23 protein-coding genes and 1 pseudogene are annotated in these 24624 nt (G+C 74.4%); 11 read left to right on the top strand and 13 right to left on the bottom strand.

Annotated features, from left to right (window positions below; all coding sequences use genetic code 11):
- Window positions 1-138 precede the first annotated feature (138 nt).
- Together AB0G20_RS15120 and AB0G20_RS15115 are read right to left on the bottom strand one after the other, a co-directional pair.
- Window positions 139-891, bottom strand: coding sequence for a GntR family transcriptional regulator (locus AB0G20_RS15120; protein ID WP_361301467.1), 753 nt, complete (start codon window positions 889-891; stop codon window positions 139-141).
- A gap of 147 nt (window positions 892-1038) precedes the next feature.
- Window positions 1039-2157, bottom strand: a complete 1119-nt coding sequence (locus AB0G20_RS15115; protein ID WP_361301464.1) for a DUF4190 domain-containing protein — start codon at window positions 2155-2157, stop codon at window positions 1039-1041.
- 120 nt (window positions 2158-2277) lie between these two features.
- Here AB0G20_RS15115 and AB0G20_RS15110 point away from each other — a divergent pair, with 120 nt between their 5' ends.
- On the top strand, window positions 2278-2499 hold the full coding sequence (locus AB0G20_RS15110) for a DUF2283 domain-containing protein (protein ID WP_361301462.1): 222 nt from the start codon (window positions 2278-2280) through the stop codon (window positions 2497-2499).
- 40 nt (window positions 2500-2539) lie between these two features.
- Here the strand turns inward: AB0G20_RS15110 and AB0G20_RS15105 are convergent, their stop codons facing one another.
- Window positions 2540-3445, bottom strand: coding sequence for a LysR family transcriptional regulator (locus AB0G20_RS15105; protein WP_361301459.1), 906 nt, complete (start codon window positions 3443-3445; stop codon window positions 2540-2542).
- Between the two features lie 89 nt (window positions 3446-3534).
- On the opposite strand from AB0G20_RS15105, the gene AB0G20_RS15100 reads away from it, so the two are divergent.
- Window positions 3535-4365: an oxidoreductase gene (locus AB0G20_RS15100; RefSeq protein WP_361301456.1), complete on the top strand. Its 831-nt coding sequence runs from the start codon at window positions 3535-3537 to the stop codon at window positions 4363-4365.
- Between the two features lie 58 nt (window positions 4366-4423).
- On the opposite strand, the gene tgmB is transcribed toward AB0G20_RS15100, so the two are convergent.
- From tgmB to AB0G20_RS15070, 6 genes are all read right to left on the bottom strand, one after another.
- Window positions 4424-5356 carry an ATP-grasp ribosomal peptide maturase gene (gene tgmB / locus AB0G20_RS15095; protein WP_361301453.1) on the bottom strand — a complete coding sequence of 311 codons (933 nt, stop codon included), beginning with the start codon at window positions 5354-5356 and terminating at the stop codon, window positions 4424-4426.
- A 14-nt stretch (window positions 5357-5370) separates the two neighbouring features.
- A complete protein-coding gene (gene tgmA, locus AB0G20_RS15090) occupies window positions 5371-5562 on the bottom strand; it encodes a putative ATP-grasp-modified RiPP (RefSeq protein WP_361301450.1) in 192 nt (63 codons plus the stop codon).
- Window positions 5563-5674: 112 nt separating this feature from the next.
- Window positions 5675-6157 carry a hypothetical protein gene (locus tag AB0G20_RS15085; protein WP_361301447.1) on the bottom strand — a complete coding sequence of 161 codons (483 nt, stop codon included), beginning with the start codon at window positions 6155-6157 and terminating at the stop codon, window positions 5675-5677.
- Window positions 6158-6172: 15 nt separating this feature from the next.
- Window positions 6173-6445: a hypothetical protein gene (locus AB0G20_RS15080; RefSeq protein WP_361301444.1), complete on the bottom strand. Its 273-nt coding sequence runs from the start codon at window positions 6443-6445 to the stop codon at window positions 6173-6175.
- A complete protein-coding gene (locus AB0G20_RS15075) occupies window positions 6430-7194 on the bottom strand; it encodes an RNA polymerase sigma factor (protein WP_361301441.1) in 765 nt (254 codons plus the stop codon). Before AB0G20_RS15075 ends, AB0G20_RS15080 begins: the two co-directional genes overlap by 16 nt.
- Window positions 7085-9091: a glycosyltransferase gene (locus AB0G20_RS15070; RefSeq protein ID WP_361301438.1), complete on the bottom strand. Its 2007-nt coding sequence runs from the start codon at window positions 9089-9091 to the stop codon at window positions 7085-7087. The genes AB0G20_RS15075 and AB0G20_RS15070 overlap by 110 nt, the downstream gene beginning before the upstream one ends.
- Between AB0G20_RS15070 and AB0G20_RS15065 the strand changes: the two are divergent.
- The 7 genes and pseudogenes from AB0G20_RS15065 to AB0G20_RS15035 form a co-directional block, all read left to right on the top strand.
- Window positions 9078-10253 (top strand): annotated as a pseudogene (locus AB0G20_RS15065) (MMPL family transporter); the annotation flags it as partial. The gene AB0G20_RS15070 and the pseudogene AB0G20_RS15065 sit on opposite strands and share 14 nt — an antisense overlap.
- A gap of 117 nt (window positions 10254-10370) precedes the next feature.
- Window positions 10371-11999: an SDR family oxidoreductase gene (locus tag AB0G20_RS15060; protein WP_361301435.1), complete on the top strand. Its 1629-nt coding sequence runs from the start codon at window positions 10371-10373 to the stop codon at window positions 11997-11999.
- A 4-nt stretch (window positions 12000-12003) separates the two neighbouring features.
- On the top strand, window positions 12004-13377 hold the full coding sequence (locus tag AB0G20_RS15055; RefSeq protein WP_361301432.1) for a deoxyribodipyrimidine photo-lyase: 1374 nt from the start codon (window positions 12004-12006) through the stop codon (window positions 13375-13377).
- A gap of 84 nt (window positions 13378-13461) precedes the next feature.
- Window positions 13462-14604: a polyprenyl synthetase family protein gene (locus tag AB0G20_RS15050; RefSeq protein ID WP_361301429.1), complete on the top strand. Its 1143-nt coding sequence runs from the start codon at window positions 13462-13464 to the stop codon at window positions 14602-14604.
- Window positions 14601-16163, top strand: a complete 1563-nt coding sequence (gene crtI, locus AB0G20_RS15045; RefSeq protein WP_361301426.1) for a phytoene desaturase family protein — start codon at window positions 14601-14603, stop codon at window positions 16161-16163. Before AB0G20_RS15050 ends, crtI begins: the two co-directional genes overlap by 4 nt.
- Window positions 16150-17133, top strand: coding sequence for a phytoene/squalene synthase family protein (locus tag AB0G20_RS15040; RefSeq protein WP_361301423.1), 984 nt, complete (start codon window positions 16150-16152; stop codon window positions 17131-17133). Before crtI ends, AB0G20_RS15040 begins: the two co-directional genes overlap by 14 nt.
- The gene (locus AB0G20_RS15035) at window positions 17126-18139 is read left to right on the top strand and encodes a DUF5914 domain-containing protein (protein WP_361301420.1); all 1014 of its coding nucleotides are present in this window, start codon (window positions 17126-17128) and stop codon (window positions 18137-18139) included. Before AB0G20_RS15040 ends, AB0G20_RS15035 begins: the two co-directional genes overlap by 8 nt.
- A gap of 54 nt (window positions 18140-18193) precedes the next feature.
- Here AB0G20_RS15035 and AB0G20_RS15030 read toward each other — a convergent pair whose 3' ends face one another.
- The 4 genes from AB0G20_RS15030 to AB0G20_RS15015 all read right to left on the bottom strand — a co-directional run bounded on the left by AB0G20_RS15030 (window position 18194) and on the right by AB0G20_RS15015 (window position 22914).
- Window positions 18194-19756: an FAD-dependent oxidoreductase gene (locus tag AB0G20_RS15030; RefSeq protein WP_361301417.1), complete on the bottom strand. Its 1563-nt coding sequence runs from the start codon at window positions 19754-19756 to the stop codon at window positions 18194-18196.
- Window positions 19757-19805: 49 nt separating this feature from the next.
- Window positions 19806-20537 (bottom strand): class I SAM-dependent methyltransferase, encoded by a 732-nt coding sequence (locus tag AB0G20_RS15025; RefSeq protein WP_361301414.1) that lies wholly within the window; start codon window positions 20535-20537, stop codon window positions 19806-19808.
- Window positions 20534-21751 carry a lycopene cyclase family protein gene (locus AB0G20_RS15020; protein ID WP_361301411.1) on the bottom strand — a complete coding sequence of 406 codons (1218 nt, stop codon included), beginning with the start codon at window positions 21749-21751 and terminating at the stop codon, window positions 20534-20536. Before AB0G20_RS15020 ends, AB0G20_RS15025 begins: the two co-directional genes overlap by 4 nt.
- Before the next feature lie 107 nt (window positions 21752-21858).
- Window positions 21859-22914, bottom strand: a complete 1056-nt coding sequence (locus AB0G20_RS15015; RefSeq protein ID WP_361301408.1) for a MerR family transcriptional regulator — start codon at window positions 22912-22914, stop codon at window positions 21859-21861.
- A 163-nt stretch (window positions 22915-23077) separates the two neighbouring features.
- Here AB0G20_RS15015 and AB0G20_RS15010 point away from each other — a divergent pair, with 163 nt between their 5' ends.
- Complete coding sequence (locus tag AB0G20_RS15010; protein ID WP_361301405.1) at window positions 23078-23683, top strand: sigma-70 family RNA polymerase sigma factor; 606 nt, start codon at window positions 23078-23080, stop codon at window positions 23681-23683.
- Window positions 23684-23779: 96 nt separating this feature from the next.
- The gene (locus AB0G20_RS15005) at window positions 23780-24607 is read left to right on the top strand and encodes a DUF4397 domain-containing protein (protein WP_361301402.1); all 828 of its coding nucleotides are present in this window, start codon (window positions 23780-23782) and stop codon (window positions 24605-24607) included.
- Window positions 24608-24624: the final 17 nt, after the last annotated feature.

The raw sequence follows: 24624 nt of genomic DNA, 5'->3' as shown, positions 1-24624 counted from the left end.
ACCGCATACATGACCGTCGACCTGCGCGAACGACGACCGGCCACAGGGCATGCATCACCCCGGCCCACGACGGCCCGCACGGCCATCGTGTGAGCGGGGCGCGCGGGGAGCGCGCCGCGGGGCGGATGTGAGCGTTCGCTACTTGACCGGAAGGTGGTAGGCGACCCGGTACCGATCGGCCGGGATGACCACGTCGGCCGTCTCCACCGGGCGGCCGGAGGCGTAGAACGTGCGCTGGACGACCAGGACCACATGCCCCGGGACGCCGCCCAGGACGAGCAGTTCCTCGGCGAGGCCGGGCCGGGCACCGACCTCCTCGGTGACGTTGTCCACGATCACGTCGATGGCGCGCATGCGCTCGACGACACCCATGCCGCCGACCGGCCCCTCCTCCGGAAGCATCACGGGCGTGCGCCCCGTGACGGCGAGGGGCTCCCAGGACGTGGAGAGCATCATCGCCTCGCCGCCCTCGCGGTAGAGGTACCGCGTGCACATGACCCGTTCGCCCGGCTCGATGCCCAGCCGCTCGGCGACCGCGACACTCGCCTCGGACTGCTCGCTGCTGGACTCCCAGGTGCCGCGGGCCTCGCCGTCGGCCTGCTCCTGGCGGAACGGGGTGGCCCCGCCCGTCGGGCGGTATCCGGAGCGGGAGATACGCCGGGGCACGGGCCGCGCGCGCACATACGTCCCCGAGCCGGAGCGGCCCTCGACCAGGCCTTCCGCCATGAGCACCTTGCGGGCCTCCAGCGCGACGGTGTCCGAGACCCCGTACTCCTGGCGGATTCTGGCCTGGGAGGGGAGGCGGGTGTGGGGTGGCAGCTGACCGTCGACGATCTTCTTGCGGAGATCACCCGCGACGCGCAGGTACGCCGGCTGCTCACCGAATGTCACTGGCCGCTCCCATCAGGTTGTACAGACAGCAACAGCGTGGCAACCGTAGGTTGTGCGGTGCAAGCAAAGGCCAGAGAATCACTCGATGTGATGACATGGGGGCCCTGAGGGCTTTACGCAGGCACTTTCTCCCCGCTATGGCCGCCGTCACACCTGCGCTTCGGAGTCCCCTCTCTCGTCCTCCCCGGAGGCGGGCGGGGTGGCCGCCAGCCCGAGGGCCTTGCGCGCCGTGACGGTCGCCGGCCCGTCCACGGACGCGTACGCCTTGTCGTAGTGCGCGTAGTAGCCGTCCACGTCGCCGGCGGTGCTCGCCCTCTTCCACTCCTCCCGGGCGTCCTCCATGTCCTCGACCAGAGCGGCGACGGGCTTGCGGGCATCGGCCGGCCAGGGGTGCCCGCGCAGGGCTTCGATCTGCTCGCCCAGCACGTCGTGGACCTGGGTGGCCCAGGCCCGGTGGGCGGCGAGGTCGTCCTCGGGGGTCTTCTCGGGCTCCTCGTAGAGCGCCGCGTCGAGGGCGTTGGCCGTCGACAGGAAGACGACCTGGTCGGTGCCGAGCGTGGTGGGATCGCCGCGCAGGGAGCCGGTCAGCTTGGTCTTCGCGTGGGTGTTGCCGAAGATGCAGGTGATCGCGCGGTCGCCGTAGCGCCAGCTCTCCCGGGACGGCATCAGGTAGTACACGTCGACGTCGGCCGGCATCGCCCAGGTGTCCATCGCGTACTGGTCCTGGAGGGCGTAGCACTTCTCGTCGGCGACGTCGGTGATCCTGGCGTCGCCCGGGAAGGTGCCGCCGGGCAGCGTGACGACCGCGAACACCTCGCCGTCGTGCCCTCCCCCGCACGGCACCCGGTCGACGTCGTAGGTGTCGCCCTCCAGCCCGCCGGGCGCGTCGAAGCAGTCGCCCTTCTCCAGCGAGAGACTCTCGTTGCCCTGCGCGCCGTCCTTGAACCCCTCCCAGACCTCGGACGCGGCCCCCGTGGACAGCACCACCGCCCACAGCACGATCCCGACGGACGACAGCACGGATCCCGCGACGGCCATGTCCCGCCCGCTCTGCCCGGACCGCCGGATCTGCCGCAGCGCGATCAGCCCCAGCACGAGCCCCGCGGCGGGCAGGAAGCAGAGCACGCCGAGAACCAGCGCGGCCACGGCGAGCGCGTTGACGGAGACCGGGGTGCCGTAAGGGCGGTACGCCTGCGGCCAGTCGGCCGGGGGCGGGCCGTACGGGCCCTGAGGGGGCTGGCTCCCAGGGGGCGGGGGTATCGACACGGCTACGGTGCTCCTGGCTGAGGCGGCGGGCGGGTCCGTCGTACGGCTGGGCCCATTTTGACGTGCTCCCTGGGCCGATCGACAAGGCCGGCAAAGTCGTCCGTTCCCGAGAGGCGAAGCATGCACATCGAGTACGACCGCGAGAACGACACCGCGTATGTCTCTCTCGTCGCGCACATCGCGGACGGCGCCGCCGTCCGGCAGATCCCCGTCGACGGGGTCGGGGCGGACGCCGGGGTGTTCCTCGACGTGGACGCGTCGGGGCGGCTGCTCGGCATCGAGGTGATCGGCGCCGGCGGTGCGCTGCCGGCCGAAGTGCTGGAGCAGCCCTCCGCGGGCTGACCGGCCCTGAGGAAGTTCGCGGGTGGCGGGCAAGCCGGTGTCATGCCCCCTCCGCCACCCGCCGGCAGGCCTCCGCATACGCCCGTACCAGGGGCCGCCGGCCGTCCTCCCGCCGCCAGGCCAGGACGTAGCGGCTGGGGGTGACGCCGTGTACCGGGCGGGCCGTCACGCCGCCCAGGGTGAGCAGGGGGACGTTGCCCGCGGCCACGAGGCAGACGCCGAGGCCGGCGGCCAGGGCCTCGTACGTCTCCTCCGTGCTCGCGATCTCGGCGCCGACGCGGGGCGGACGGCCGCCGCGTGCGTCGAGGGCGAGCCAGTAGTCCCGCAGCGGACCCGTGCTCTCGGGCAGCGCGAGGAACGGCTCGTCGAGCAGGTCGGCGAAGTCGATCCCGGCGCGGTCGGCGAGGGGGTGCGTCTCCGGGAGGGCGACCATGAGCGGCTCCTCGGCCACGACCGTCCAGTCGTAGCGTTCCTGGCCGGGCAGTGGCAGCCAGACGAAGGCGAGGTCCGCGACGCCGTCGGCGAGGCCCGCCGTGGGGTCCTCCCAGTTCACCTGCCGCAGCCGAAGGACCGCCTCCGGGTGTTCCGCCGTGAAGCGGGAGCGGATCGCGGGCAGAAGGCCGCCGCGGACCGGGCTGGTGCTCATGCCGACGACCAGCGTGCTGCGCTGCGCCGACGTGACGGTGTCGACCGCGGCCGCGCCCTCCGCCCACGCGTCCAGCACCCCGCGCGCGTGCGGCAGCAGTGCCGTACCGGCGTCGGTGAGGGCCACGCCGTGCCGGTCGCGCCGGAACAACTCGACGCCCAACTGCCGCTCCAGCGCGCGGATCTGCTTGCTCAGCGCGGGCTGGGACACGTAGAGGCGCTCGGCAGCGCGCGTGAAGTGCAGTTCCTCGGCCACCGCGACGAAGTAGCGCAGGTCCCGCAGATGAACGTCCATGGTCATGACCATCGGCTATCACCACATGTCTTGGACGCACAACAGCACCGGGGACAAGGGTGGTTGGTGTCAACGACACGAGACGGGGAGCTGTCATGAACAAGGTGTGGCTGATCACGGGCGCGAGCAGCGGGTTCGGGCGGGCGATCGCGGAGGCCGCCCTCGCGGCGGGCGACGTGGTGGTGGGCGCGGCCCGGCGCCCCGAGGCGTTGGACGATCTGGTCGCCGCCCACCCCGACCGGGTGGAGGCGCTGCGTCTGGACGTCGCCGACACCGGCGCCGCCGAGGCCGCCGTCGGGGACGTCGTGGCGCGGCACGGGCGGATCGACGTCCTGGTCAACAACGCGGGCCGGACCCACGTCGGGGCGTTCGAGGAGACCACCGAGGAGGATCTGCGGGCGCTGTTCGACGTGCACGTCTTCGGCCCGGCCGCCCTCACCCGGGCCGTGCTGCCGCACATGCGCGAGCGGCGCTCGGGCGCGATCGTGCAGATGAGCAGCATGGGCGGGCAGTTGTCCTTCGCGGGCTTCTCGGCGTACAGCGCGACGAAGTTCGCCCTGGAGGGCATGTCCGAGGGACTCGCGGACGAGGTCGCGGAGTTCGGCGTCAAGGTGCTGGTCGTCGAGCCGGGCGCCTTCCGCACCGGCCTGTTCGAGACGGGGCGGGCCGGGACGAGTGCGGACAGCGGGGTGTACGGCAAGGTGAGCGAGACCCGCGGCCTCGTCGCCGGCGGCGACGGCACCCAGCCCGGCGACCCGGCCAAGGCCGCCGCCCTCATCCTGGCCGCCCTGGACGCCGAGCACACGCCCCTGCGCCTGCCCCTCGGCGACGACGGCGTCAGCGCGGTTCTCGGCCACCTCGACCAGGTGCGGGACGAGGTCCTGGCGTGGGAGAAGCGCAGCCGGGACACGGGGTTCGTCGGCTGACGGGCCGGCGGGCGACGACCGGCGGCCGGAGCCGGGCCGAAGGCCGCGTCCGCCGGGCTCAGCGTCGGCCCGGCTGGGACAGCCACAGGGCGACCGCCTCCGAGATCGGCTGCCCGGTCTCCAGTTCCACGAAGCCGAACTGGCCGCTCTGATTGCACTCGAGGAACCACCAGAAGCCGTCCTCGTCCTCGGCGAAGTCGAAGGCGGCGTACGCCAGTCCCGCCATCTCGACGTAGTCGTGCACCGACTTGCGGATGCGGTCGGGCACCGCCACCGGCTCCCAGGTGTGCTCGGTGTCGCCGTAGCGTCCGTCGACCTGGTGCGGCTCGGCCGTCTTCCGCGCGGCGAACAGCCGACTGCTGACGCAGGTCAGACGAATGTCGGCACACTTGGGTATGTACCGCTGCAGCAGGGCGGGGCCGGCCGCGACGCCCGAGAAGTCCGAGTCGGGTCCGATCAGGGTGGTGGGCAGGGCCAGCGGGGGTTCACCGGGCGGCGGCCCCGAGGCGGACTTCACCACCACCTCCCCGTATTCCTCGGCGAACTGCCGTGCCAGGCGCGGGAAGGTGGTGATGACAGTCGGCGGTACGGCGAAGCCGCTGAGGTGAGCGGCCCTCAACTGCCACGGTTTCAGGCGGGCCCGGTCGGCGTCACGCGGGTGGTTCATCCATCGCGCGGAGGCCGAGTAGAGCATCCCGAAGAGCGCCTGGCGGGTCTCGGCGGTCAGCCATGCCGACGGCTCGGCGGCGTGCGCGGCCGGCTCGCCGGGCCTGCGCACCCATACGGATCGCAGGCCCTGCATGCTGACCACGTGCCCGTTCGCCGACAGGAGGCCCTCGAAGTCGCCATGGGTGTAGTGCGCGGACAGCACGGTGTTGACCGGCAGGTCGGCGGGGTCCAGCCGCATGACGGGCACCGCCGCCTCGTGCAGCCTGGTCACCACCATGTCGGCGGTGACGTCGTCCTTGGACGTGAGAATCAGTACGGTCATGCGATCACGGAGCGTCAGTCGTCGAAGTGGGTCTTGGAACCGGCGGTGGACGCCGTGGTACCGACCGCCAGCAGGAGGTCCGGGTCACTGACGGCCGGGCGACCGTCGGGAAGCACGTTCAGCTGGAGCGACTCGTCGAAGCGGTAAGGCGTCGCCTCGGCGGGAAGTGCCCTGGGGAAGGCGTAGTTGAGGGTGAACGGTCGCACTCGGAACCTCCAGGTTCTCTTCACTACTTACTCACCGAAAGAGGCGCTGGAATCGTCACAGGGGCATGCCCACGGCCACGGCCGGGCCGTTGCCGTGGGCATGGGGCGGGGGTCACTCGCCCTTGCCGCCGTCCGGCCGGCCGTTGCCGGGGTTCCCCTTGCCCGCGGCTCCGGTGTTGCCGGCCGTGCCGGTGCCTGGGTCCGCTGCGCCTTCGCCGGCTCCGCCCGCTCCGCCCGGGCCCCCGGACCGGTCCGGCTCGGCGGTGGGCCGCGCCAGCCGCTCGGCGCAGTACGCGTCGACCTTGTCCTCGCCGCCCGCCGCCGCGACGAGCCGCCGCCAGGCCGTCGCGTCGAGCGCCTTCCCCCGGTCCTCGACTCGTTCGTAGGCGCGGCAGCGAGCGTCGATGTCCTGGGCGGACGACGAGTCGGCGGCCTGCCCCGGGCGGCCCGAGGAGGCGGGCGGGGTCTCACCGTCCGGCCGGGCCGGGGCGAGGACCGAGGGGCGCGTGGCTCTGCCCTCGGTGCCGTTCACGGACGGACCGGCCGAACCGATGGCCGCGACCGCGACGCCGCCCAGGGCGACGCTCGTGAACACGGCGGCGAACGCCGTCTACACCGGGCGGCCGGTGCGCGGCGCCGCGGGCAGCCGCCAGTCGTCCCCGGGCCGGGTATGCGCTCGGTGTTCTCCCGCGTCGCGGGCGGCCCGGAAGGCGGCCACGGCCCGGCGCTCGGCTTCGGGCCCGGTATCGCCTGCGCGCAGGGCCGCGGCCAGAACCATGTGCAGCGCGCTGTCGTCCTGCGGGTCCCACCGGCCGGGCACGGCGTCGCGGGGGCGCACCTGTCGACGGCCGGTGACTCCGTCACGGCTCAGCCGATCACCCATGCCCGTTGTCCGTTCCTGCCTGAGCTGTTCGATAGGTCCGGCATGCCGGTCCGTGATGCCGGTCCGTCCGACCCCTGACGTCGTCGTGACTGATGTCGACTCCCCAGCGTCCCGGAAGCCTCATCCGTCACACTCTCGGCGGCCTCCGCTCCGAGGCCCAACTGGCGGGCGAGGCGTTTCAGCCCCCGGTACGTGGCGGTGCGCACCGCGCCGGGGCGCTTGCCGAGGACGCGCGCGGCGGCGGGGCCGTCCAGGCCGACGATGACGCGCAGGAGCACGGCCTCGGCCTGGTCCCGCGGCAGCCCGCAGACCAGCTCCAGGGCGCGTTCGGTGGAGACGGCCTCCAGGGCCTGTTCGTGGGTGCTGTGCGGGCCGGGCAGGTCCAGTACGTCCTGTTCGATCACTCCCGGCCGGGGGCGCACGCGCTGGCGTCGCACATGGTCCAGTGCGCGGTGCCGGGCGATGGTGGCCGTCCAGCCCCGGAAGCCGTCCCCGTCTCCCTTGAACCTTCCGAGATCACGGGCGATCTGCAGCCAGGCGTCGGACGCCACGTCTTCCGCGTCTTCGCCGACGAGTCCCCGCAGATAGCCGAGCAGTCCTGGCTGCACGAGCCGGTAGGCGACCGCGAAGGCCGCCTCGTCACCCTGCTGGGCCCGCGCGACGGCCGCACCCAGTTCCCCGTCGTGGGCCTGTGTATAGCGCGATTGCCGTTCCTGACCCAAGACCGTCCTCGTTCGCACCGGGTTCATTGCGGTTCCGTGCCGACCGACGCGCCCCGTTCGCTGCGACACCCTCATGGGAACCAGCGCGCGTTCTCACAGAAGTGTCACAACCCACCAGAGGTCCCTCACGTCCCACCGTGCCCGGTGACGTCCGGCGCGTGCCGTGCGCTGGGTGAAGTGCCGCGTGCCCCGCCTCTCTCCGTGCCGCTCCTGCCTCCCCCCGGGAGTGGGGCGGAGAGGGAAAGGGCGGCCGGGCTCCGTCCACTGCACGGGGCCCGGCCGCCTCACACGCCTTTCCTGGCCGGACTCCCGTCCGGCCGGTCAGCCCTGCCCCTCGACGGTCACCGGCCGGTCGTCGCGCAGTTCGGCGAAGAGTTCTCCCGCCTTCGCCTCGTCCCACTTCGGGGCACTCCCGTCGGCGGTGCGGAACCCGCGCCCGGCCACGGGGACGTTCAACTGCCTGCCGCCCCCTCCCGAGACGCTCTTCATCGCCCGGAACAGCGACAGCAGAGACGGCAGTTCCATGTCCTTGTCCACGACGAGGGTGTCCAGTCCCGCGCTCAGGGCGGGATACGTACGGAACGGGTCGAGCGCGACGCCCGGGGCGGCGGCCTTGCGGGCAAGGGCGGAGAGGAACTTGCGCTGGTGATGGCGCCGGGAACGTCGGCATGCACTCCAGCACCTCGAACATGCGCCGGTCGAGGTTGAAGCCGAAGACGTACTCCAGGTGCTGCCATCTGCCGAGCAGCCCGCGGCGGTTGCCGACCTTGGTGTTGCCGCTGACGGCGCCGACCGCCGGATGCGCGAGCGGCTGGATGAGCCGGTACAGGGCGTCCGGCTCGAAGACGGTGTCGGCGTCGACCATGACCACGATGTCGTGGGACGCGTTGGCCAGACCGGTGTTGAGCGCCGCCGCCTTGCCCGAGTTGGGCTGCCGGATCACCCGTACCCGGGGGTCGTCGATCCAGGTGGCGAGGTCCGCCGTCCGGTCCGTCGAGCCGTCGTCGATCACGATGACCTCCAGGTGCGGATGCGTGGCGGCGAGCAGTGAACGGACCGTGGACTCGATGCCGGCCTCCTCGTTGTAGGCGGGCACGAGCACCGTCACGGGCGCGTCGACCTCCCGCAGCCAGGGCGCGCCGGGGCGTGGGCGGGTGAGGCGCCGGACGTGGGCGCGGGCGAAGAAGGTCAGCGACAGCAGCCGCAGCAGGCCCAGCGCTCCGGCCACGACCAGCACCCAGGTCATGATGTGCGTGAAGGTGTTCCCGGCCGCCACGGTCCAGTTCAGGGCCTTGCTCTGCCAGCGCCCGGCGGGGGACACCCGGGTGTCGGCGGGCGGCATGCCGACCGCGTCCGTCACGGTGGTGAACCGGTCGGCGTGCGGGTCGTCGAGGAGCTGCTTCGTCTCGTCGTACGCGAGTTCCGTCTCGCTGAACTGCCGGATCAGGCCGTGCGCCGGATCTCGGCCGGGGCGGTCGGCGGCGACCAGCACATAGCCGTCCGCGGCGGCCTTCCGGGCTGCCTGCCACTCGGCGCCGCACAGCGTGTCCACCTCGGTGGTCATCGGCATCCGCAGCAGGTGGGTGCGGATGCCCGCCGTACCCGCGAGGGTCTGCTGGGTGAGGCCCAGTTCCATGCCGAAGCGGAGTCGTGACGAGGAACCGAGGTCGGCTCCCGTGTAGGTGTTCGAGCCGATCTCGTGGCCCTCGTCGAGGATGCGCCGGACCAGGTCCGGGTGGCGTGCCGCCTGGGCGCCGAAGACGAAGAAGGTGGCGTGCGCGTGGTGTTCCCGCAGCAGATCCAGCAGACGGGGGGTCCACTCGGGGTCGGGGCCGCCGTCGTAGGTGAGGGCGACGGTGCGCGCGGGCGCCGCGGCGGACCGCACCTTGTCCCCGGCGATGCCGCGCAGCGCCGTGCTCGTCACGCTCACCTTCCTTCCGGCCGCACTGGCCCTGCTGGGCCGCATCGCCTACTGGCCGTCCCGGCCCAAGCCGCCGGAGGAGTCGGCGCAGGGCAGCGGCGTGTGGCGCCGGGTCGCCGGGGTGGTGAGCGGCCGGCCGCGGCGGACGTGGGCGGTGACCGCCCTCGTCCTGGCCGCCTGCGCGGCCTTCTCGCCCTCCTTGTCCTCCAAGGGCGTGCCGCTCGACGAGATCTTCGTGAACGACGCGCCCTCGGTGGCCGCGCAGGCGACGCTCGGCGCGCACTTTCCCGGCGGGTCCGGCAATCCGGCCGTGATCATCGCCGACGCCGGCCGGACCGCCGAGGTGACGGCGGCAGCGCGGAGCACCGAGGGCGTGGCCTCCGCCGGTGCCGTAGCCGCCTCCGGACGGCCCGGGGCGGGAAAGCCGCTCGTCGTCGACGGGCGCGTGCGCATCGACGCCACCCTGAAGGCGGCCGCGGACAGCGACGCGGCCAAGGAGACGGTCGAGCGGCTGCGCGCGACGGTGCACGCGATCCCCGGGGCCGACGCGCTGGTCGGCGGGTACACGGCGCAGCAGTACGACACCCAGCAGACCGCCGCCCGGGATCGGACGGTCATCGTGCCGATCGTGCTCGCCGTCATCCTGCTGATCCTGATGCTGCTGCTGCGTTCCCTGCTCGTGCCGGTGCTGCTGGTCGCGACCGTGGGCCTCAACTTCCTGGCCACACTGGGGGTGTCGGCGCTGGTCTTCCAGCACCTTCTCGGGTTCAGCGGCACGGACGCCTCGGTGCCGCTGTACGGCTTCGTGTTCCTGGTGGCGCTCGGCGTCGACTACAACATCTTCCTCATGTCCCGGGTCCGGGAGGAGGCGCTCGTGCACGGCAACCGGCAGGGGGTGCTGCGCGGGCTGACCACCACCGGCGGGGTGATCACCTCGGCGGGTGTGGTGCTCGCCGCGACGTTCGCGGCGCTGATGGTGATCCCCCTGGCGTTCCTGGTGCAGATCGCGTTCATCGTCGCCTTCGGGGTGCTGCTCGACACGCTCGTGGTGCGCTCGCTGCTGGTGCCCGCGCTGATGATCGACATCGGGCCGCGGGCGTGGTGGCCGAGCGCGCTGGCCCGAACGGCCCCACGGGGGCCGGACGGCGGTACGCCCTCCGGCTGAACCGCCGGAGGCGCTTGTGTCGTGCATCCGCCGCGGGCGCCGATCGGGAAGTGTTCGCGTCAGGGCCGGCCGTGAACCGACAGCACGGCGACGGCGTCGGCGGACGGAGGCACGACCATGACGACCGAGGGGCAGCGGCTGCACTGCCTGGTCACCGGGGCGTCCGGTTACATCGGCGGGCGGCTGGTGCCGGAACTGCTGCAGGAGGGCCATCGCGTCCGGTGTCTCGCCCGCTCCCCCGGCAAACTCCGCGACCACCCCTGGGCGGCGCACGCCGAGACCGTCCAGGGGGACGTCACCGACCCGGAGTCGCTCGCCTCCGCGATGCGCGGTGTCGACGTCGCCTACTACCTGGTGCACGCCCTCGGCTCGGGCTCCCGGTTCGAGGACACCGACCGCGCCGCCGCCCGGATCTTCGCCGAGCAGGCCCGGGCCGCCGGCGTACGGCGGATCGTCTACCTCGGCGGGCTCACACCACGCGGCGTCCCCGAGGAGTCGCTCTCCCCGCATCTGCGGTCCCGGGCCGAGGTGGGGCGGATCTTCCTCGACTCGCCCGTGCCCGCGACGGTGCTGCGGGCCGCCGTCGTCATCGGCTCGGGATCGGCGTCGTTCGAGATGCTGCGCTACCTCACCGAACGCCTGCCCGTCATGGTCACCCCCAGCTGGGTGCACACCCGCACCCAGCCCATCGGGGTACGGGACGTGCTGCGCTACCTCGTCGGGTCGGCCACCATGCCGGACGACGTCGACCGGGCCTTCGACATCGGCGGGCCGGACGTCCTCACCTACCGGGACATGATGCGGCGCTACGCCGCCGTCGCCGGACTGCGGCGGCGGTTCATCGTGCCGGTCCCGGTCCTCACCCCACGGCTGTCCAGCCACTGGGTCGGCCTGGTCACCCCGGTGCCCGCCTCCCTGGCCCGGCCGCTGACCGAGTCGCTGCGGCACGAGGTCGTCTGCCACGAGCACGACATCGCCCGGTACGTGCCCGACGCCCCGGGCCGGCCGCTGCCGTTCGACGAGGCGCTGGCCCTGGCGCTGCGCAGGGTGCGGGAGGCGCAGGTCTCCACGCGCTGGTCCTCGGCGTCGGTGCCCGGAGCGCCCAGCGACCCGCTGCCCACCGACCCGGACTGGGCGGGCGGCAGCCTCTACGAGGACGAACGGCACCGGCCGGTCGACGCGCCCCGGGAGGCGCTGTGGAGGGTCGTCGAGGGCATCGGCGGCGACAACGGCTGGTACTCCTCCCCCCTGGCCTGGGCGGTCCGGGGCTGGCTGGACCGGTTCGCGGGCGGGGTCGGGCTGCGCCGCGGACGGCGCGACACCGAGCGGCTGAGGGTCGGCGACTCGCTGGACTTCTGGCGGGTCGAGGAGATCGAACCCGGTCATCTGCTGCGGCTGCGCGCCGAGATGCGGCTGCCGGGCCTCGCCTGGCTCGAGATGTACACCGAGACCGACGACGAGGGCCGCACCCGCTACCGGCAGCGCGCCCTGTTCCATCCGCGCGGCCTGCTGGGCCACGCCTACTGGTGGAGCGTCGCCCCGTTCCACTCCGTCGTGTTCGGCGGCATGGCGCGCAACATCGCGCGGGCCGCCTCCGAGGGCACGAGCGGACGCCGGAGCGCCTCGCGCATCCGACGGGCCCGCGAGCGGCGAAGTGTCCGGGAGCAACAGACGGAACAGCAGGCGAACCGTCCGGGAGCAACAGACGGAGTAGCAGCAGAATCCGCACCACCGCACCAGGAGTGACACCATGACCGTCGCGGTCGTCCTGTTCACCTCGGACCTGCGTCTGCACGACCATCCGCCGCTGCACGCCGCGCTGAACGCGGCGGACGAGGTGGTGCCCCTGTTCGTCCGCGACCCCGCCGTCCACGCCGCCGGTTTCGACGTGCCCAACCGCGCCGCGTTCCTCGCCGACTGCCTGGCCGACCTCGACTCCTCGCTGCGCCGGCGCGGCGGGCGGCTGGTCGTGCGGACCGGGCCGGTCGCCCGGGAGGTCCGCGCGGTCGCCGCCGCGTGCGGTGCCACGGAGGTGCACCTGGCCGCGGGGGTCACCGGCTACGCCCACCGCCGTGAGGAGCGGCTGCGCAAGGAGCTCGACGGCGACGGCGTCGCGCTGCGGGTGCACGACAGCGTGGTCACCGCACTCGCGCCGGGGGCCGTCACACCGGTCGGCTCGGACCACTTCGCCGTGTTCACCCCGTACATGCGCCGCTGGTCCGAGGAGCCGCTGCGCGACCCCCTGCCCGCGCCGCGCGCGGTGCGGGTCCCCGACGCGGTGCGCGGCGAGGAGCTGCCGTCCCGCCCGGGGGTGGCGGATCTGTCACCGGACCTCCCGGCCGGTGGGGAGTCGGCGGGGCGCGACCGGTTCGCGCGCTGGGCGGACGCCGGCCTGTCCCGGTACGAGGAACGGCACGACGACCTGGCCGGTGACGCGACCTCGCGCCTGTCGCCGTACCTCCACTTCGGGGCGCTCTCGCCGGTGGAGGTGGTCCGGCGAGCCCGTGCGCAGGGCGGTGCCGGGGCGGAGGCGTTCGTCCGCCAGCTGTGCTGGCGCGACTTCCACTACCAGGTCCTCGCGGCCCGGCCCGAGGCGTCCGTCCGGGACTACCGCGACCGGGACGACCGGTGGCGCGGCGAGGAGGAGGCGGCCGAGGACATCGCCGCGTGGCGGGAGGGCCGCACCGGCTACCCGGTGGTCGACGCGGGCATGCGCCAGTTGCGCCACGAGGGCTGGATGCACAACCGGGCCCGGCTGCTGGTGGCGAGCTTCCTGACCAAGACGCTGTACGTGGACTGGCGGATCGGCGCCCGGCACTTCCTGCGGTTCCTGGTGGACGGCGACCTCGTCAACAACCAGCTGAACTGGCAGTGGGTCGCCGGCACCGGCACCGACACCCGTCCCCACCGCGTCCTCAACCCCGTGCTCCAGGGCAAGCGCTACGACCCGGACGGCACCTACGTACGCCGTTGGGTGCCCGAACTGGCGGGCGTCGGCGGCGCCGCGGTGCACGAGCCCTGGCGGCTGCCGGAGGACGAGCGGGCCCGGCTCCGCTATCCGGCGCCGCTCCTCGACCTCGGTGAGGGCCTGGCCCGCTTCCGGCAGGCCCGGGGCCGCGACTGAGAGCCCGGCACCCGACGCATCCGAAACACAGCTCCCCGCGGAAGCACTGATGTGCGGACGACCGGGAGCGAAAAGGGGTTGTGCATGCTTGGACCGCGGCCGACGGTGGCCGGACCGGCGGAGACGAACCACGCCCCGCTCACCGCTCCCGGTGCCACGCGCGCCATGGAGGCGGTCCTCGAGCGGGTGCTCGAGGCGCGGCTGCGGCAAGCCCGCGACACCGACGGGGTGTTCGCCCACGACATGGCCGAGCGCGTCGCCGCGTTCGTCCGGCGGGGCGGCAAGCGGCTGCGTACGGCGTTCGTGTGGTGCGGGTGGCGGGCCGCGGGCGGCTCGGGCGACGCCGGCCCGGTCCTGCGCACGGGCGCCGCCCTCGAACTGCTCCAGGCCTGCGCCCTCATCCACGACGACGTGATGGACGGATCACCGCTGCGGCGGGGTGGGCCCGCGATGCACGTGGACTTCGCACAGGAACACCGAAGCGGCCGGACGGGCGGGTCCGCCGAGTCGTTCGGGACGTCGGCGGCCGTGCTCGCGGGCGATCTGGCGCTGGCGTGGGCGGACGACCTGCTGACGGAGACGGCACTCGCCTCGCCGCACGGCTCGCGGCTGCACGACGAGTGGCGGGCCATGCGCACCGAGATGGTCGCCGGGCAGTACCGCGACCTGCGCGCGCAGGCGAACGGCTCGTCCGGCGCCGACGAGGCCCTGACCATCGCCGTGCTGAAGAGCGCCCGGTACACGGTCGCGCGGCCCCTGGCGCTGGGCGCGTCGCTGGCCGGCGCGGACGCCCGCACCCTGGGCGCGCTGCGGGCCGCGGGCCGGTGCGCGGGGCTGGCCTTCCAGCTGCGCGACGACCTCCTCGGCGCCTTCGGCGACCCGGCGCTGACCGGCAAGCCGGCCGACGAGGATCTGCGCTCCCGCAAGCTCACCCCGCTCCTCGCCATCGCCGTACGGCTCGCGGAGGCGACCGGCGACCAGGACGCCGCCGCCGTGCTCGCCCCGGACGCGGACGCCCGGCCGGGGCACACCGTCGAGCGGATGCGGGCGGCGCTGGAGCGGACGGGCGCCCGGGCCGAGGTGGAGGCGAGGATCGCGGACCTGGCGGCCGCCGGTCTGCGGCATTTCGGGGCGACCGGCGCCGCACCCGGCGTACGGCGGGAGTTCGCCGCCCTGGTCGAGCGGGCCTCGGGCATCGCCCCGCACCACGCGGAGGAGCTCGTATGAGGACGGTGACGGGACCCACGGACCATGTCGTGGTGGTGGGCGCCGGCCTGTCCGGGCTGGCGTGCGCCCTGCATCTGCTGGGCGCCGGCCGCCGGGTCACGCTCGTCGAACGGGACACTGGCCCGGGCGGGAGGGCCGGGCGGGTACGGCTCGGCGACTACCTGGTGGACACCGGGCCCACCGTGCTGACGATGCCGCATCTGGCCGACGAGGCGTTCGCGGCCGTCGGCGAGAGCCTCGGACGGCACGTCGAGCTGGTGGCCCTGCACCCCGCCTACCGGGCGGGCTTCGCGGACGGGACCTCGCTCGACGTGCACACCGACGGCGACGCCATGGAGGCGGAGGTGCGGCGCTTCGCCGGACCTGCGGAGGCGGCGGGCTACCGCAGGCTGCGGGAGTGGCTGGAGCGGCTGTACCGGGCGCAGATGCGGCGCTTCATCGACACCAACTTCGACTCGCCGTTCCAGCTCGCGCACCCCGATCTGGCCCGGCTGGCGGCGCTCGGCGGCTTCGGGCGTCTCGACGGCCGGATCGGCCGCTTCCTCTCCGACGCCCGCCTGCGCCGCGTCTTCTCCTTCCAGGCCCTGTACGCCGGGGTGGCACCGGCCCGGGCGCTCGCGGCCTACGCGGTGATCGCCTACATGGACACCGTGGCGGGCGTCTGGTTCCCCAAGGGCGGCATGCACGCCCTGCCCCGGGCGATGGCGGACGCGGCGGCCGGTGCCGGTGCCGATCTGCGGTGGTCGGCCGAGGTGAGCGCGCTGGAACGCTCGGCGGGCCGGGCGCGGGCCGTCCGGCTCGGCTCGGGTGAGCGCATCCCGTGCGACGCGGTGGTGCTGACCTGCGAACTGCCCGCCGCGCACCGGCTCCTGGGCCGGGCTCCCCGGCGCCCGGTACCGCTGCGGCACTCGCCGTCCGCCGTGGTCCTGCACGCCGGGACCGACCGCACCTGGCCCCACCTCGCCCACCACACGCTGTCCTTCGGTGCCGCGTGGGAGCGCACCTTCGACGAACTGACCCGCTCGGGAGCGCTGATGAGCGACCCGTCCCTGCTGATCACCCGTCCGACCACGCACGACGCCTCGCTGGCACCGCCGGGCCGTCACCTCCACTACGTCCTGGCGCCCTGCCCCAACACCGCCGTCGGCCCCTCCGCCGCCGCCTGGCGGGACCTGGGCCCGCGCTACCGCGACAGCCTGGTCGCCGAGCTGGAGCGCCGGGGGCTCGACGGGTTCGCGGACAGCGTCGACGAGGAGCTGCTGGTGACCCCGCTCGACTGGACGGCCCAGGGCCACGCGGCGGGCAGTCCCTTCTCCGTCTCCCACACCTTCGCCCAGACCGGGCCCTTCCGGCCGCGCAACCTCGTGCGCGGGCTGGACAACGTGGTGCTCGCCGGCTGCGGGACCACCCCCGGCGTCGGCGTACCGACCGTGCTCATCAGCGGGAAACTCGCCGCCGCCCGCGTCACCGGGGGCCGCACCCGGGCGACCCGGGCGGGCCGGTCCGCGGGCCGACTCCCGGCCGCCCCGACCGGAGCAGGTGCCCATGACCCGTCGTGAACTGGACGCCGCCGGGATCACCGACCCCGGCCTGCGCACCGCCTACAGCCGGTGCCGCCGGCTCAACGCCCGCCACGGCCGGACCTACTTCCTGGCCACGCGCCTGCTGCCGCTGGAACGCCGCTCGGCCGTGCACGCCCTGTACGGCTTCGCCCGCTGGGCCGACGACATCGTCGACGACCTGGACCGGCGCCTGACACCCGACGAGCGGGACCTGCTGCTGAAGCGGCTGGAAGGCGATCTCGCCCATGCGCTGCGCAGCGGTGGCGGGGCCGAACCGGTGGTCCGGGCCGTGGCCGACACCGCCGACCGCTACGGCATCGAGGTGACCCTGTTCGCCGACTTCCTCGCCTCGATGCGCGCCGACCTGACCGTCACCGACTACCCGACCTACGCCGACCTGCGGGCCTACATGCACGGCTCGGCGGCGGTGATCGGGCTGCAGATGCTGCCCGTGCTCGGCACGGTCGTCCCGCGCGAGGCGGCGGGACCGCACGCGGCGGCCCTCGGGGTGGCGTTCCAGCTGACCAACTTCCTGCGGGACGTGGGCGAGGACCTGGACCGCGGTCGCGTCTACCTGCCCGCGGACCTGCTCGCCGCCCACGGCGTGGACCGGCCGCTCCTGGAGTGGAGCCGGCGGACCGGCCGCCGCGACCCGCGCATCCGGGCGGCCCTCGTCGCGGCCGAGGCCCTGACCAGGGACGTGTACCGGGCGGCGGAACCGGGCATCGCGATGCTCGACCCACGGGTGCGCCCCTGCATCAGGACCGCGTTCACGCTCTACGGCGGCATCCTCGACGCGATCGCGCGGCACGACTACACCGTGCTGCACCACCGTGCTGTGGTACCCCGGCGCCGGCGGGCGGCCACCGCCGCGGCCGGTGTCCTGAAGGTGGCCGGCGCGCGGTGGCGCGCGGCGCCCGCGGCGGGTCACGCCGCACTGGAACGGAAGGGACCGGGTCATGGGTGACCGGGCGGACAAGGCACGCTGGACCTCGCCGCTGCGGCGGCGCCGCGGCCCCCGCTGGGCGGAGCAGACACCGACCTGGCGCGCGGCCCGGCCGACGCTGATCGCCGACACGCTGAAACGGGCGTCCGCCCGCCCCTCCGGCAACTGGTTCGTGGTCGGTGCCTCCCGGGACGTGCGCCCCGGCAGCCCCTACGGCAGGACCGTCGCCGGCGTCGAGGTGGTGCTGTGGCGTTCGCGGGCGGGTGACCTCCGGGCGGGTCCCGGCGCCTGCCCGCACCTCGGAGCACCGCTGCGGGACAGCCGGGTGGTGTGCGGCACGCTGATGTGCCACTGGCACGGACTGGCCCTGGACGGCTCCGCGTTCGCCGGCTGGCAGCCGTACCCCGCCCACGACGACGGGGTGCTGGTGTGGGTGCGGCTGGACGCGGTCGGCGGTGAGGAGCCGTCGGAGCGGCCCGTGGTCCCGGCGCGGCCCGCACCGGGCACCGGGGTGGACGCCGTGTTCACGGCGGTCGGGCGGTGCGAACCGCAGGACGTGGTGGCCAACCGGCTCGACCCGTGGCACGGCTCCTGGTTCCACCCGTACTCGTTCGTCGATCTGACGGTCGCCCGGGAACCGCGGGGCGACGAGGGCGACCAGAGCGACGCCTTCGTCGTCGATGTGTCCTTCCGGGTGGCGGGCCGTCTGGTGGTGCCCGTACGGGCCGAGTTCACCGCGCCGGAGCCGCGCACCGTCGTCATGCGCATCACCGACGGCGAGGGCGCCACGTCCGTGGTGGAGACCCATGCCACGCCGCTGACCGCCGCGGACGCGGACCGGCCGCGGACGGCCGTGATCGAGGCGGTCGTCGCCGCTTCGGAGCGGCGCGGTTTCGCCCTGGCCCGGGCCGCCGCCCCCGTGCTGCGCCCCTTGATGCGGCACACGGCCGGGCGTCTGTGGCGCGACGACCTGGCCTACGCGGAGCGGCGCTGGGCACTGCGCAGCACCGGACGGTTCCCCGGGTGAGGTGAGCCCGCCGGAGGGGCCCGCTGGCGTCCCCGCCCCTCCGGCGGCCGGGCGTCACCGGCGCGCCGGACGTTCCGCGAGCGCGCCGAGCGCCCGCAGCACCGGGTTGCGGCCCGCCCGTGGGACGGTCCACAGCACCTGGCCGCTCACGCCCCACCCGGCGAGCAGGGCGTTGGCCGCCAGGAAGCCGGTGGTGGCGGCGCGTTCCATCAGGGCCACGGGCAGGTCGCAGCGGAGCCCGTCGCCGGCCAGCGTCAGCCACGGGTGCGGGGTCGTCACGGTGGGGCGCCGGTGGTGGGTGCCGACCGGGAAGAGCGGGCAGTCCGAGCGCCACTCGTGCCGGGCGTCGACGACGCGCGCCTGACGGGTCTCCGGGTACACCCGCCGCAACTGCCCGAGCAGCGCGTCCTGCACGGTCTCCCGGCCGGCGCCGGGGGCGACGGCGTAGGCGTGCAGTTCCACCACGGAACCCGTGTGCTTCGCGGCCCAGCGGGCGGCCTCGCCCTCGTAGCGTTCCAGGACGCTGATGTTGTCGAGGCCGTCGTAGCCGCTGGTGCCGAGGAAGCCGGGGCGGTCGGCGCGGACCGGCCGGTCGAGCCAGAGCCGCGAGACGAGGAACGGCGGGGCGGTGCGCAGGGCGGCGATGCCGTCGCGCCAGGGGCCGGTGCCCAGGCCGGGCGAGGCGGCGACGACCCGGCGCAGTCCGCCGGTGTCGAGGGCGAGCACCACCGCGTCGTGCCGGTCGGTGCCGGTGCCGGTGCGCACCTCGGCTCCCCCGGTGCCGGCGGGCTCCACGCCGTGGACGGGGGTGCCGGTGCGGACGGTCGCGCCGAGGCGCTGGAGGTAGTCGCCGAGCGGCTCCCACAGGGCCTGCGGGAAGGGCTCGTCGGGCACGTCGAAGAGCAGCCCCTCCGAGGAGCCGAGGAAGTAGATGTGGAACATCAGCATCAGCTCGGCGGCGGAGAGTTCGCGCGGGTCGGCGAAGAAGCTGCGCGAGAACACCTCGAAGGCCAGGTGGTGCGCGGCCTCGGGGAAGCGGACGCGTTCCAGGAAGTCGGTCGCGCCGATCCGGTCGAAGCGGGTGTACACGTCGGGCACGCGCACGTCCAGGAGCGGCAGCGCCGCCCGGGCGTCCAGGGCGGTCAGGTCGCGCCAGCCGAAGGTGGGGCTGAGGGCGGCGAAGCCGAGGGCGCTGAGGGGCGGGGTGCGCGGGACGCGGGCGAAGCTGTCGGTCAGTCCGCCGCTGTGCCGCAGGGGGTAGTCGGGCAGCGGCGTGAGGCGGGCGAGGGCGGGGTCGGTGCGCCGCAGCAGGCCGCGCAGGTTGTAGTACTGCCGGAAGAAGGCGTGGAAGCCGCGGCTCATGGTGACCTCGGAGCCGTCGGCCAGCCGGGTGCGGTGCCCGGCGAGGCGGCCGCCCAGGGACTCCTCCCGTTCGTAGAGGGTCACGCGGGCGCCGCGTTCGGCCAGCCCGGTGGCCGCGGCGAGACCGGCGATCCCACCGCCCACCACGGCGACGGACGGCGCGTCCCCGGGAGCGAACCGGTCCCGGCCGGGAACGGGCGTCAGGACCTCGGCCTTGCGGTCCCGTCCGCGGCGGGCGGCCGGACGGGGGCTCATCGGGCGCCCCTCCGTGGCCCGGTGGGCGGCGGCGCGGCGGCGCGGCGGCTCATCGGGTGGCCTCCCCCGTCGCGGCGGAGCCGTTGCGGGCGACGAACGTGTGCGTGATGCCGGTCTGCCATCCGGCGAGGGGTAGAGCGCGCGCACCCGTGAAGCCGGCTCGGGTCAGCCGCCCGGTGAAGTCCGAGGCGGTGTCGAAGTCGAGGACGCTGTGCCACAGGTGCTGGTACAGGGCCCGGTCACCGGTGAGCGTGCCAGCCGGGATGATCACTCCCTGGCAGACGGCCGTCCACAGCGCCCGGTGTCCCGTCGAGCCGCCGAGGCTGTACTCGTGGACGGCGAGCCGCCCGCCCGGCCGCAGCAGGGTCCGCACCGTGCCGAGGACACCGTCCGGGTCGGAGACGTTGCGGAACAGGTAGGCGGCGAAGACCGCGTCGAACGGGCCCTCGCCGGTCGTCGGCAGTTCCTCGGCGCTCAGGTGGAGGAAGCGCACGCCGTCGGGCCACGGCTTGGCGAGCGCCTGCCGCAGCATGCCCGCGGAGGCGTCCACCGCGGTGATCCGTGCCCGGGGTGCGGCCCGCAGCAGGGCCCGGGTGGAAGCGCCGGTGCCGCAGCCGAGATCGAGCAGGTGCAGACCGGCCCCGTCCCCGGGGAGCCGGAGCCGGCGGGCGGAGCGCAGCAGGTCGGTCCGGTAGCCGGGGCTGAGGCCGGTGAGGCGGTCGTAGGTGCGGGACGCGTGGTCGAAGGCGTGTGCCAGGTCGCGGTCGCGCAGCAGGGTCATGGGGGGCTCTCTCCGGTTCCTGGGGCGGGGTGGGGGCGGCGGGGCAGGAAGGGGACTTCGAGCGCGGTGCGCAGCATCGGGCCCACCGGGGTGCGCAGTCCGATGCCCCACTCCTCCCGGACCGAGGTGGCGCCGTCGAGGAAGCGCAGCAGGCGCTGCGTGGGCGTGCGGCGGAACAGTCCGGTGAAGAACGCTGGGCCGTCGATCCGCCCGGTGTCCAGGGCCCGCAGCAGCACCGCGTCCATGGCGAGCGCCCGCCGCCCGTGCGGTGCGGGCAACACGGTGCCGTGGCCGTCCCGCAGGGCGGCGGCGATCGCCCGGCTCTGCCGCTGTACGGCCGCGAAGGTGTAGCCGGTGGCGGGGCGGGTCGCACCGCCCGCCGTCCCGATGCGGAAGACGGCCGCCCCGGCCCGTCGGGGGAAGCGGGCGTCGGTCATGGGGATGACGCCCTGCTCGGCCGTCTCCACGGTGTACTCCCCCAGGCGCAGCACCTCGCGGGCGTAGTGACCGAGCGCCGCCTCGTACGCCGTGGTGGTCAGCGGGGTCCGGGAGAACTCGGTGTACTCGACGAGCGCACGGTCCGGGGCCAGCGGAAGGACGTAGCCGAAGGCGAGCCCGTGCCGTGGCTGGGGCACCCGGAAGTCCATGAGGTCGGCGACCGCCGGGTCGAACCGGTCGGCGCGGGTGCGCACGAACCAGCCGCGGAAGTGCTGGAGCAACTGCGTCCGGGCCGGTGGCAGGGCGCTCAGGGGCCGTGAGTCGAACACGTACCGGGAGCGCAGCGTCAGTGTCCGGCCGCCGGGCGCCGTGCAGCGGACCTCCGCGCCTCCGGGTACGTCGCGCACGGTGTCCGCCGTCGCGCGCAGCAGCCGTCCGCCGGGCGACCGGGCCAGTCGCGCGTGCACCAGCCGTTCGAACGCCGTGGACCGCACCATGCGGTAGCGGGAGGGTGCCGGATCGACGGTGAGCGGGCTGCCGTCGGGGCCGTGCACCCGCAGCAGGGGCCAGGTGGCGGTGACCGCTTCGTCGAAGTCGCCGTCGCCCTGGTCCCAGAAGCACCAGGTCCGCTCCGGCGGACGCGCCGGACCGTCCGGCGGCTCCACCACGGTGACGGTCGCGACGCCGGTCTCGACCAGCCGGTACGCGAGACTGAGGCCGGCGGCGCCGCCCCCGAGGACCAGCACGTCCGGCGTACCGGCGGGCCCCTGGCTCACCGGGCCCACCACGTGCCGCTCATCTCCGCACCCCGCTCCCGGCCGCCGGTGTTGTGTTCCCGCACCGCTTCGGGCCGACGGCCGTGTTCGGATGCAGCCGGCCGGAGCTACCTCGACACGACCGACTCCAGAAGGGCGAGGGCCTCGGCCAGCCCCGTCGGCCGCGGCAGGCCGGCGACGGTCCGGCCGGTCCAGCCGGGCCCTATCGTCAGGACGACCGGCTTGCGGCGGGCGCCCCGCACGCCCCACTCCATCGCGGCCACGTGCTGGGCCAGCGGCCGGCTGGCGGTCGTCCGGGACTGCGCCCACAGCCCCACGGCCGCCGGCCCGGTTCTGCGTACGGCCGTGACGAGCGACTCCACGGGCAGCGCGGCGCCGAACATGCGCACCGGCAGGCCGCGTTCGGCCAGCGCGGCGGCCAGCACCTCCAGGGGCAGCGTGTGGTTCTCCCCCGGCACGCAGGCCAGCACGGTGGTCGCGCCGGGGCCGTCGGAGGCCGCGGGCGGGGCGCCCCGCCGCAGCGCACCGGAGACGTGCCAGGACAGGAAGTGCTCGACCTCGACGTACTTCTCCCCCGAGCTCTCCCACTTGCGGCCGACCGCCTGGAGGGTCGGCATGATCACCTCGGTCCAGGCGGCGACCAGCCCGTGCTCGACGATCGCGGCCTCGAGCAGCTCGTCCAGCGCGGCGGCGTCGAGGCGCAGCGCGGCACGGGCGATGCCCTTGCATTCCTGACGCACGTCACCGAGGCGCAGCCCGCTGCCCGCCCGGCTGCGGGCGCGGGCGGGCGGTGGTTGTGACGGTGGCCGTGACGCGTCAGTGGTCCGCCGGCCCGGGGTCGCCTCCGGGGGTGCTTGGGCTGCCCGCCCGGCCGGGGCCGCCCGCGGTGTCGCTTCGCCGAGGACCGTGCGGGCCGCCTCGGCGGGCGGTATCCCGGTCGCCGTCAGGGCGCACATCCGCTCCAGCCGCGCCACGTCCGTGGGGGTCCACCGCCGGTGCCGGCCGCCCGTGTGCGCGGCGGGGCCGAGGCCGTAGCGCCGGTCCCAGGTGCGGACCGTGGTGGGCGCGACCCCCAGCCGCCGGGCCACCTCGCCGGTGGTCAGCCCGCCGCCGGGCGGCGCGCCCTCGCGTCCGCCCTCGCTGTCCCGTTCGTGTGCACCCATACCTCCGACTGTACGACGCACAAACGACGCACGTTGATATGCGTCGTTTGTGCGCCGAACACTGGCTTCGAGCGCATGGTCGCGGCTCGGCACGGCGCGGCCGGTGCGGTTCGGCAGGACGGCTTTCCGTCCCCGCACGACGCACTGCAGGAGGAACCAGGCCATGATCACGAACACACGACTCACCACCCCCACCGCGCCCTCGGAGGAAACGCGGTACGAGGAGGAGCTGGCCCGTGGCCTCGTCGCCGCCGACGAGGAGGCGTTCGCCGCGATCTACCGGCGCTGGGGCTCACTCGTCCACACCATGGCCACCCGACTGCTCGGTGACACCTACGAGGCGGAGGACGTGACCCAGCAGGTCTTCCTCGGCGCCTGGCACGGCCGGGCCGGTTTCCGCCCCGAACGGGGCCCGCTCGGCGCCTGGCTGGTCGGCATCACGCGCCGCAAGATCGTCGACGCGCTGGCGGCCCGGACGAGGCGTCTGACGCTCATCGACTCGGCCGGCCGCGACGCGGACACCACCGGGCCCGACGAGGCGGCACCGGACCGCGTCCTGGACCGGGTGCTGCTGGTCGACGCCCTGGCACGGCTGCCGCGCCATCAGCGGGAGGTGCTGTGCATGGCGTTCTACGAGGACCTGACCCAGGCGCAGATCGCGGAGCGCACCGGCATGCCCCTGGGGACCGTCAAGAGTCACGCCCGCCGCGGCCTGCACCGGCTGCGTCTGGTGATCGAGCAGCCCCCGGTCCACGACACGGACCTGTAGCGGTGCCGCCGTACGCGCATCCACGGCGGCCCCCACACCTGAAACAGGACCGAGGCTCCGCATCGTACGGAGACTCCGTTCGAAGGGATGATTCCCATGACCTCTCACACCCGCCTCGCCATCGCCGCCTCAGCCGGTGCCTGCGCCCTGGCCCTCGGCGTTTCCGCGCCCGCTCTGGCCGGCCAGCAGGACAAGGCCATGGTGTCCGTCTTCCACGGCATCCCCGGCATGACCGTGGACGTGTACGCCAACGGCGACGAACTGATCGGCGACTTCAAGCCCGGCACGGTGACGGACTCCCAGTCCCTCGACGCCGGGACCTACGACATCAAGATCTTCGAAGCGGGCAAGGGCCCCGACGGGACTCCGGCCCTGGAGAAGAAGATCGAGGTGCCCGAGGGCGCGAACGCCACGGTCGCCGCCCACCTCTCCGCCGACGGCAAGCCCGAGTTGACGGCCTTCACCAACGACGTCTCCCAGGTCGACGCCGGAAAGTCCCGTCTGACGGTCCGCCATGTCGCGGCCGCGCCCGCCGTCGACGTCCGGGCCGGCGGACAGCCGGTCTTCAGCGACCTGACCAACCCGAAGGAGGACACCGCCGAGGTCGACGCGGGCACGATCAACGCCGATGTGGTGCTCGCCGGCACGGACACCGTGGCCATCGGCCCGGCGGACCTGAAGCTCGGCGAAGGCACCAGCAATGTCGTCTACGCCTGGGGCAGCGCCGAGGACAAGAACCTGGCCCTGGCGACCCAGGCGTTCAGCGGCATGGCGTCGTCGCCCCGTGGCGTCCCCGCGGGCGGCAGCGGTGCCGCCGTCACGCCGAACTCCTCCGACCTGGGGCCCGCCTGGGCCGCCGGGGCCGGAGCGGTCGCGGTGGCCGGCGTGCTGATGGCCCGCCGGGTCGCCCGCCGGCGTGGCTGACGGCACACGACGGCTGA

Source organism: Streptomyces sp. NPDC024017 (assembly GCF_040638895.1).
Classification (GTDB): Bacteria; Actinomycetota; Actinomycetes; order Streptomycetales; family Streptomycetaceae; genus Streptomyces.
Note: the sequence above shows the minus strand (reverse complement) of the source record. Positions and strands in the feature narration are given on the sequence as shown.

Excerpts from the sequence above, each read along its gene's own strand:
- AB0G20_RS15110 (WP_361301462.1), top strand. The coding sequence starts at position 2,278 with ATGCACATCGAGTACGACCGCGAGAACGACACCGCGTATGTCTCTCTC.
- AB0G20_RS15105 (WP_361301459.1), bottom strand. The coding sequence starts at position 3,445 with ATGACCATGGACGTTCATCTGCGGGACCTGCGCTACTTCGTCGCGGTG.
- AB0G20_RS15100 (WP_361301456.1), top strand. The coding sequence starts at position 3,535 with ATGAACAAGGTGTGGCTGATCACGGGCGCGAGCAGCGGGTTCGGGCGG.
- tgmB (WP_361301453.1), bottom strand. The coding sequence starts at position 5,356 with ATGACCGTACTGATTCTCACGTCCAAGGACGACGTCACCGCCGACATG.
- AB0G20_RS15080 (WP_361301444.1), bottom strand. The coding sequence starts at position 6,445 with ATGGGTGATCGGCTGAGCCGTGACGGAGTCACCGGCCGTCGACAGGTG.
- AB0G20_RS15075 (WP_361301441.1), bottom strand. The coding sequence starts at position 7,194 with ATGAACCCGGTGCGAACGAGGACGGTCTTGGGTCAGGAACGGCAATCG.
- AB0G20_RS15060 (WP_361301435.1), top strand. The coding sequence starts at position 10,371 with ATGACGACCGAGGGGCAGCGGCTGCACTGCCTGGTCACCGGGGCGTCC.
- AB0G20_RS15055 (WP_361301432.1), top strand. The coding sequence starts at position 12,004 with ATGACCGTCGCGGTCGTCCTGTTCACCTCGGACCTGCGTCTGCACGAC.
- AB0G20_RS15050 (WP_361301429.1), top strand. The coding sequence starts at position 13,462 with ATGCTTGGACCGCGGCCGACGGTGGCCGGACCGGCGGAGACGAACCAC.
- crtI (WP_361301426.1), top strand. The coding sequence starts at position 14,601 with ATGAGGACGGTGACGGGACCCACGGACCATGTCGTGGTGGTGGGCGCC.
- AB0G20_RS15040 (WP_361301423.1), top strand. The coding sequence starts at position 16,150 with ATGACCCGTCGTGAACTGGACGCCGCCGGGATCACCGACCCCGGCCTG.
- AB0G20_RS15035 (WP_361301420.1), top strand. The coding sequence starts at position 17,126 with ATGGGTGACCGGGCGGACAAGGCACGCTGGACCTCGCCGCTGCGGCGG.
- AB0G20_RS15030 (WP_361301417.1), bottom strand. The coding sequence starts at position 19,756 with ATGAGCCCCCGTCCGGCCGCCCGCCGCGGACGGGACCGCAAGGCCGAG.
- AB0G20_RS15025 (WP_361301414.1), bottom strand. The coding sequence starts at position 20,537 with ATGACCCTGCTGCGCGACCGCGACCTGGCACACGCCTTCGACCACGCG.
- AB0G20_RS15015 (WP_361301408.1), bottom strand. The coding sequence starts at position 22,914 with ATGGGTGCACACGAACGGGACAGCGAGGGCGGACGCGAGGGCGCGCCG.
- AB0G20_RS15010 (WP_361301405.1), top strand. The coding sequence starts at position 23,078 with ATGATCACGAACACACGACTCACCACCCCCACCGCGCCCTCGGAGGAA.
- AB0G20_RS15005 (WP_361301402.1), top strand. The coding sequence starts at position 23,780 with ATGACCTCTCACACCCGCCTCGCCATCGCCGCCTCAGCCGGTGCCTGC.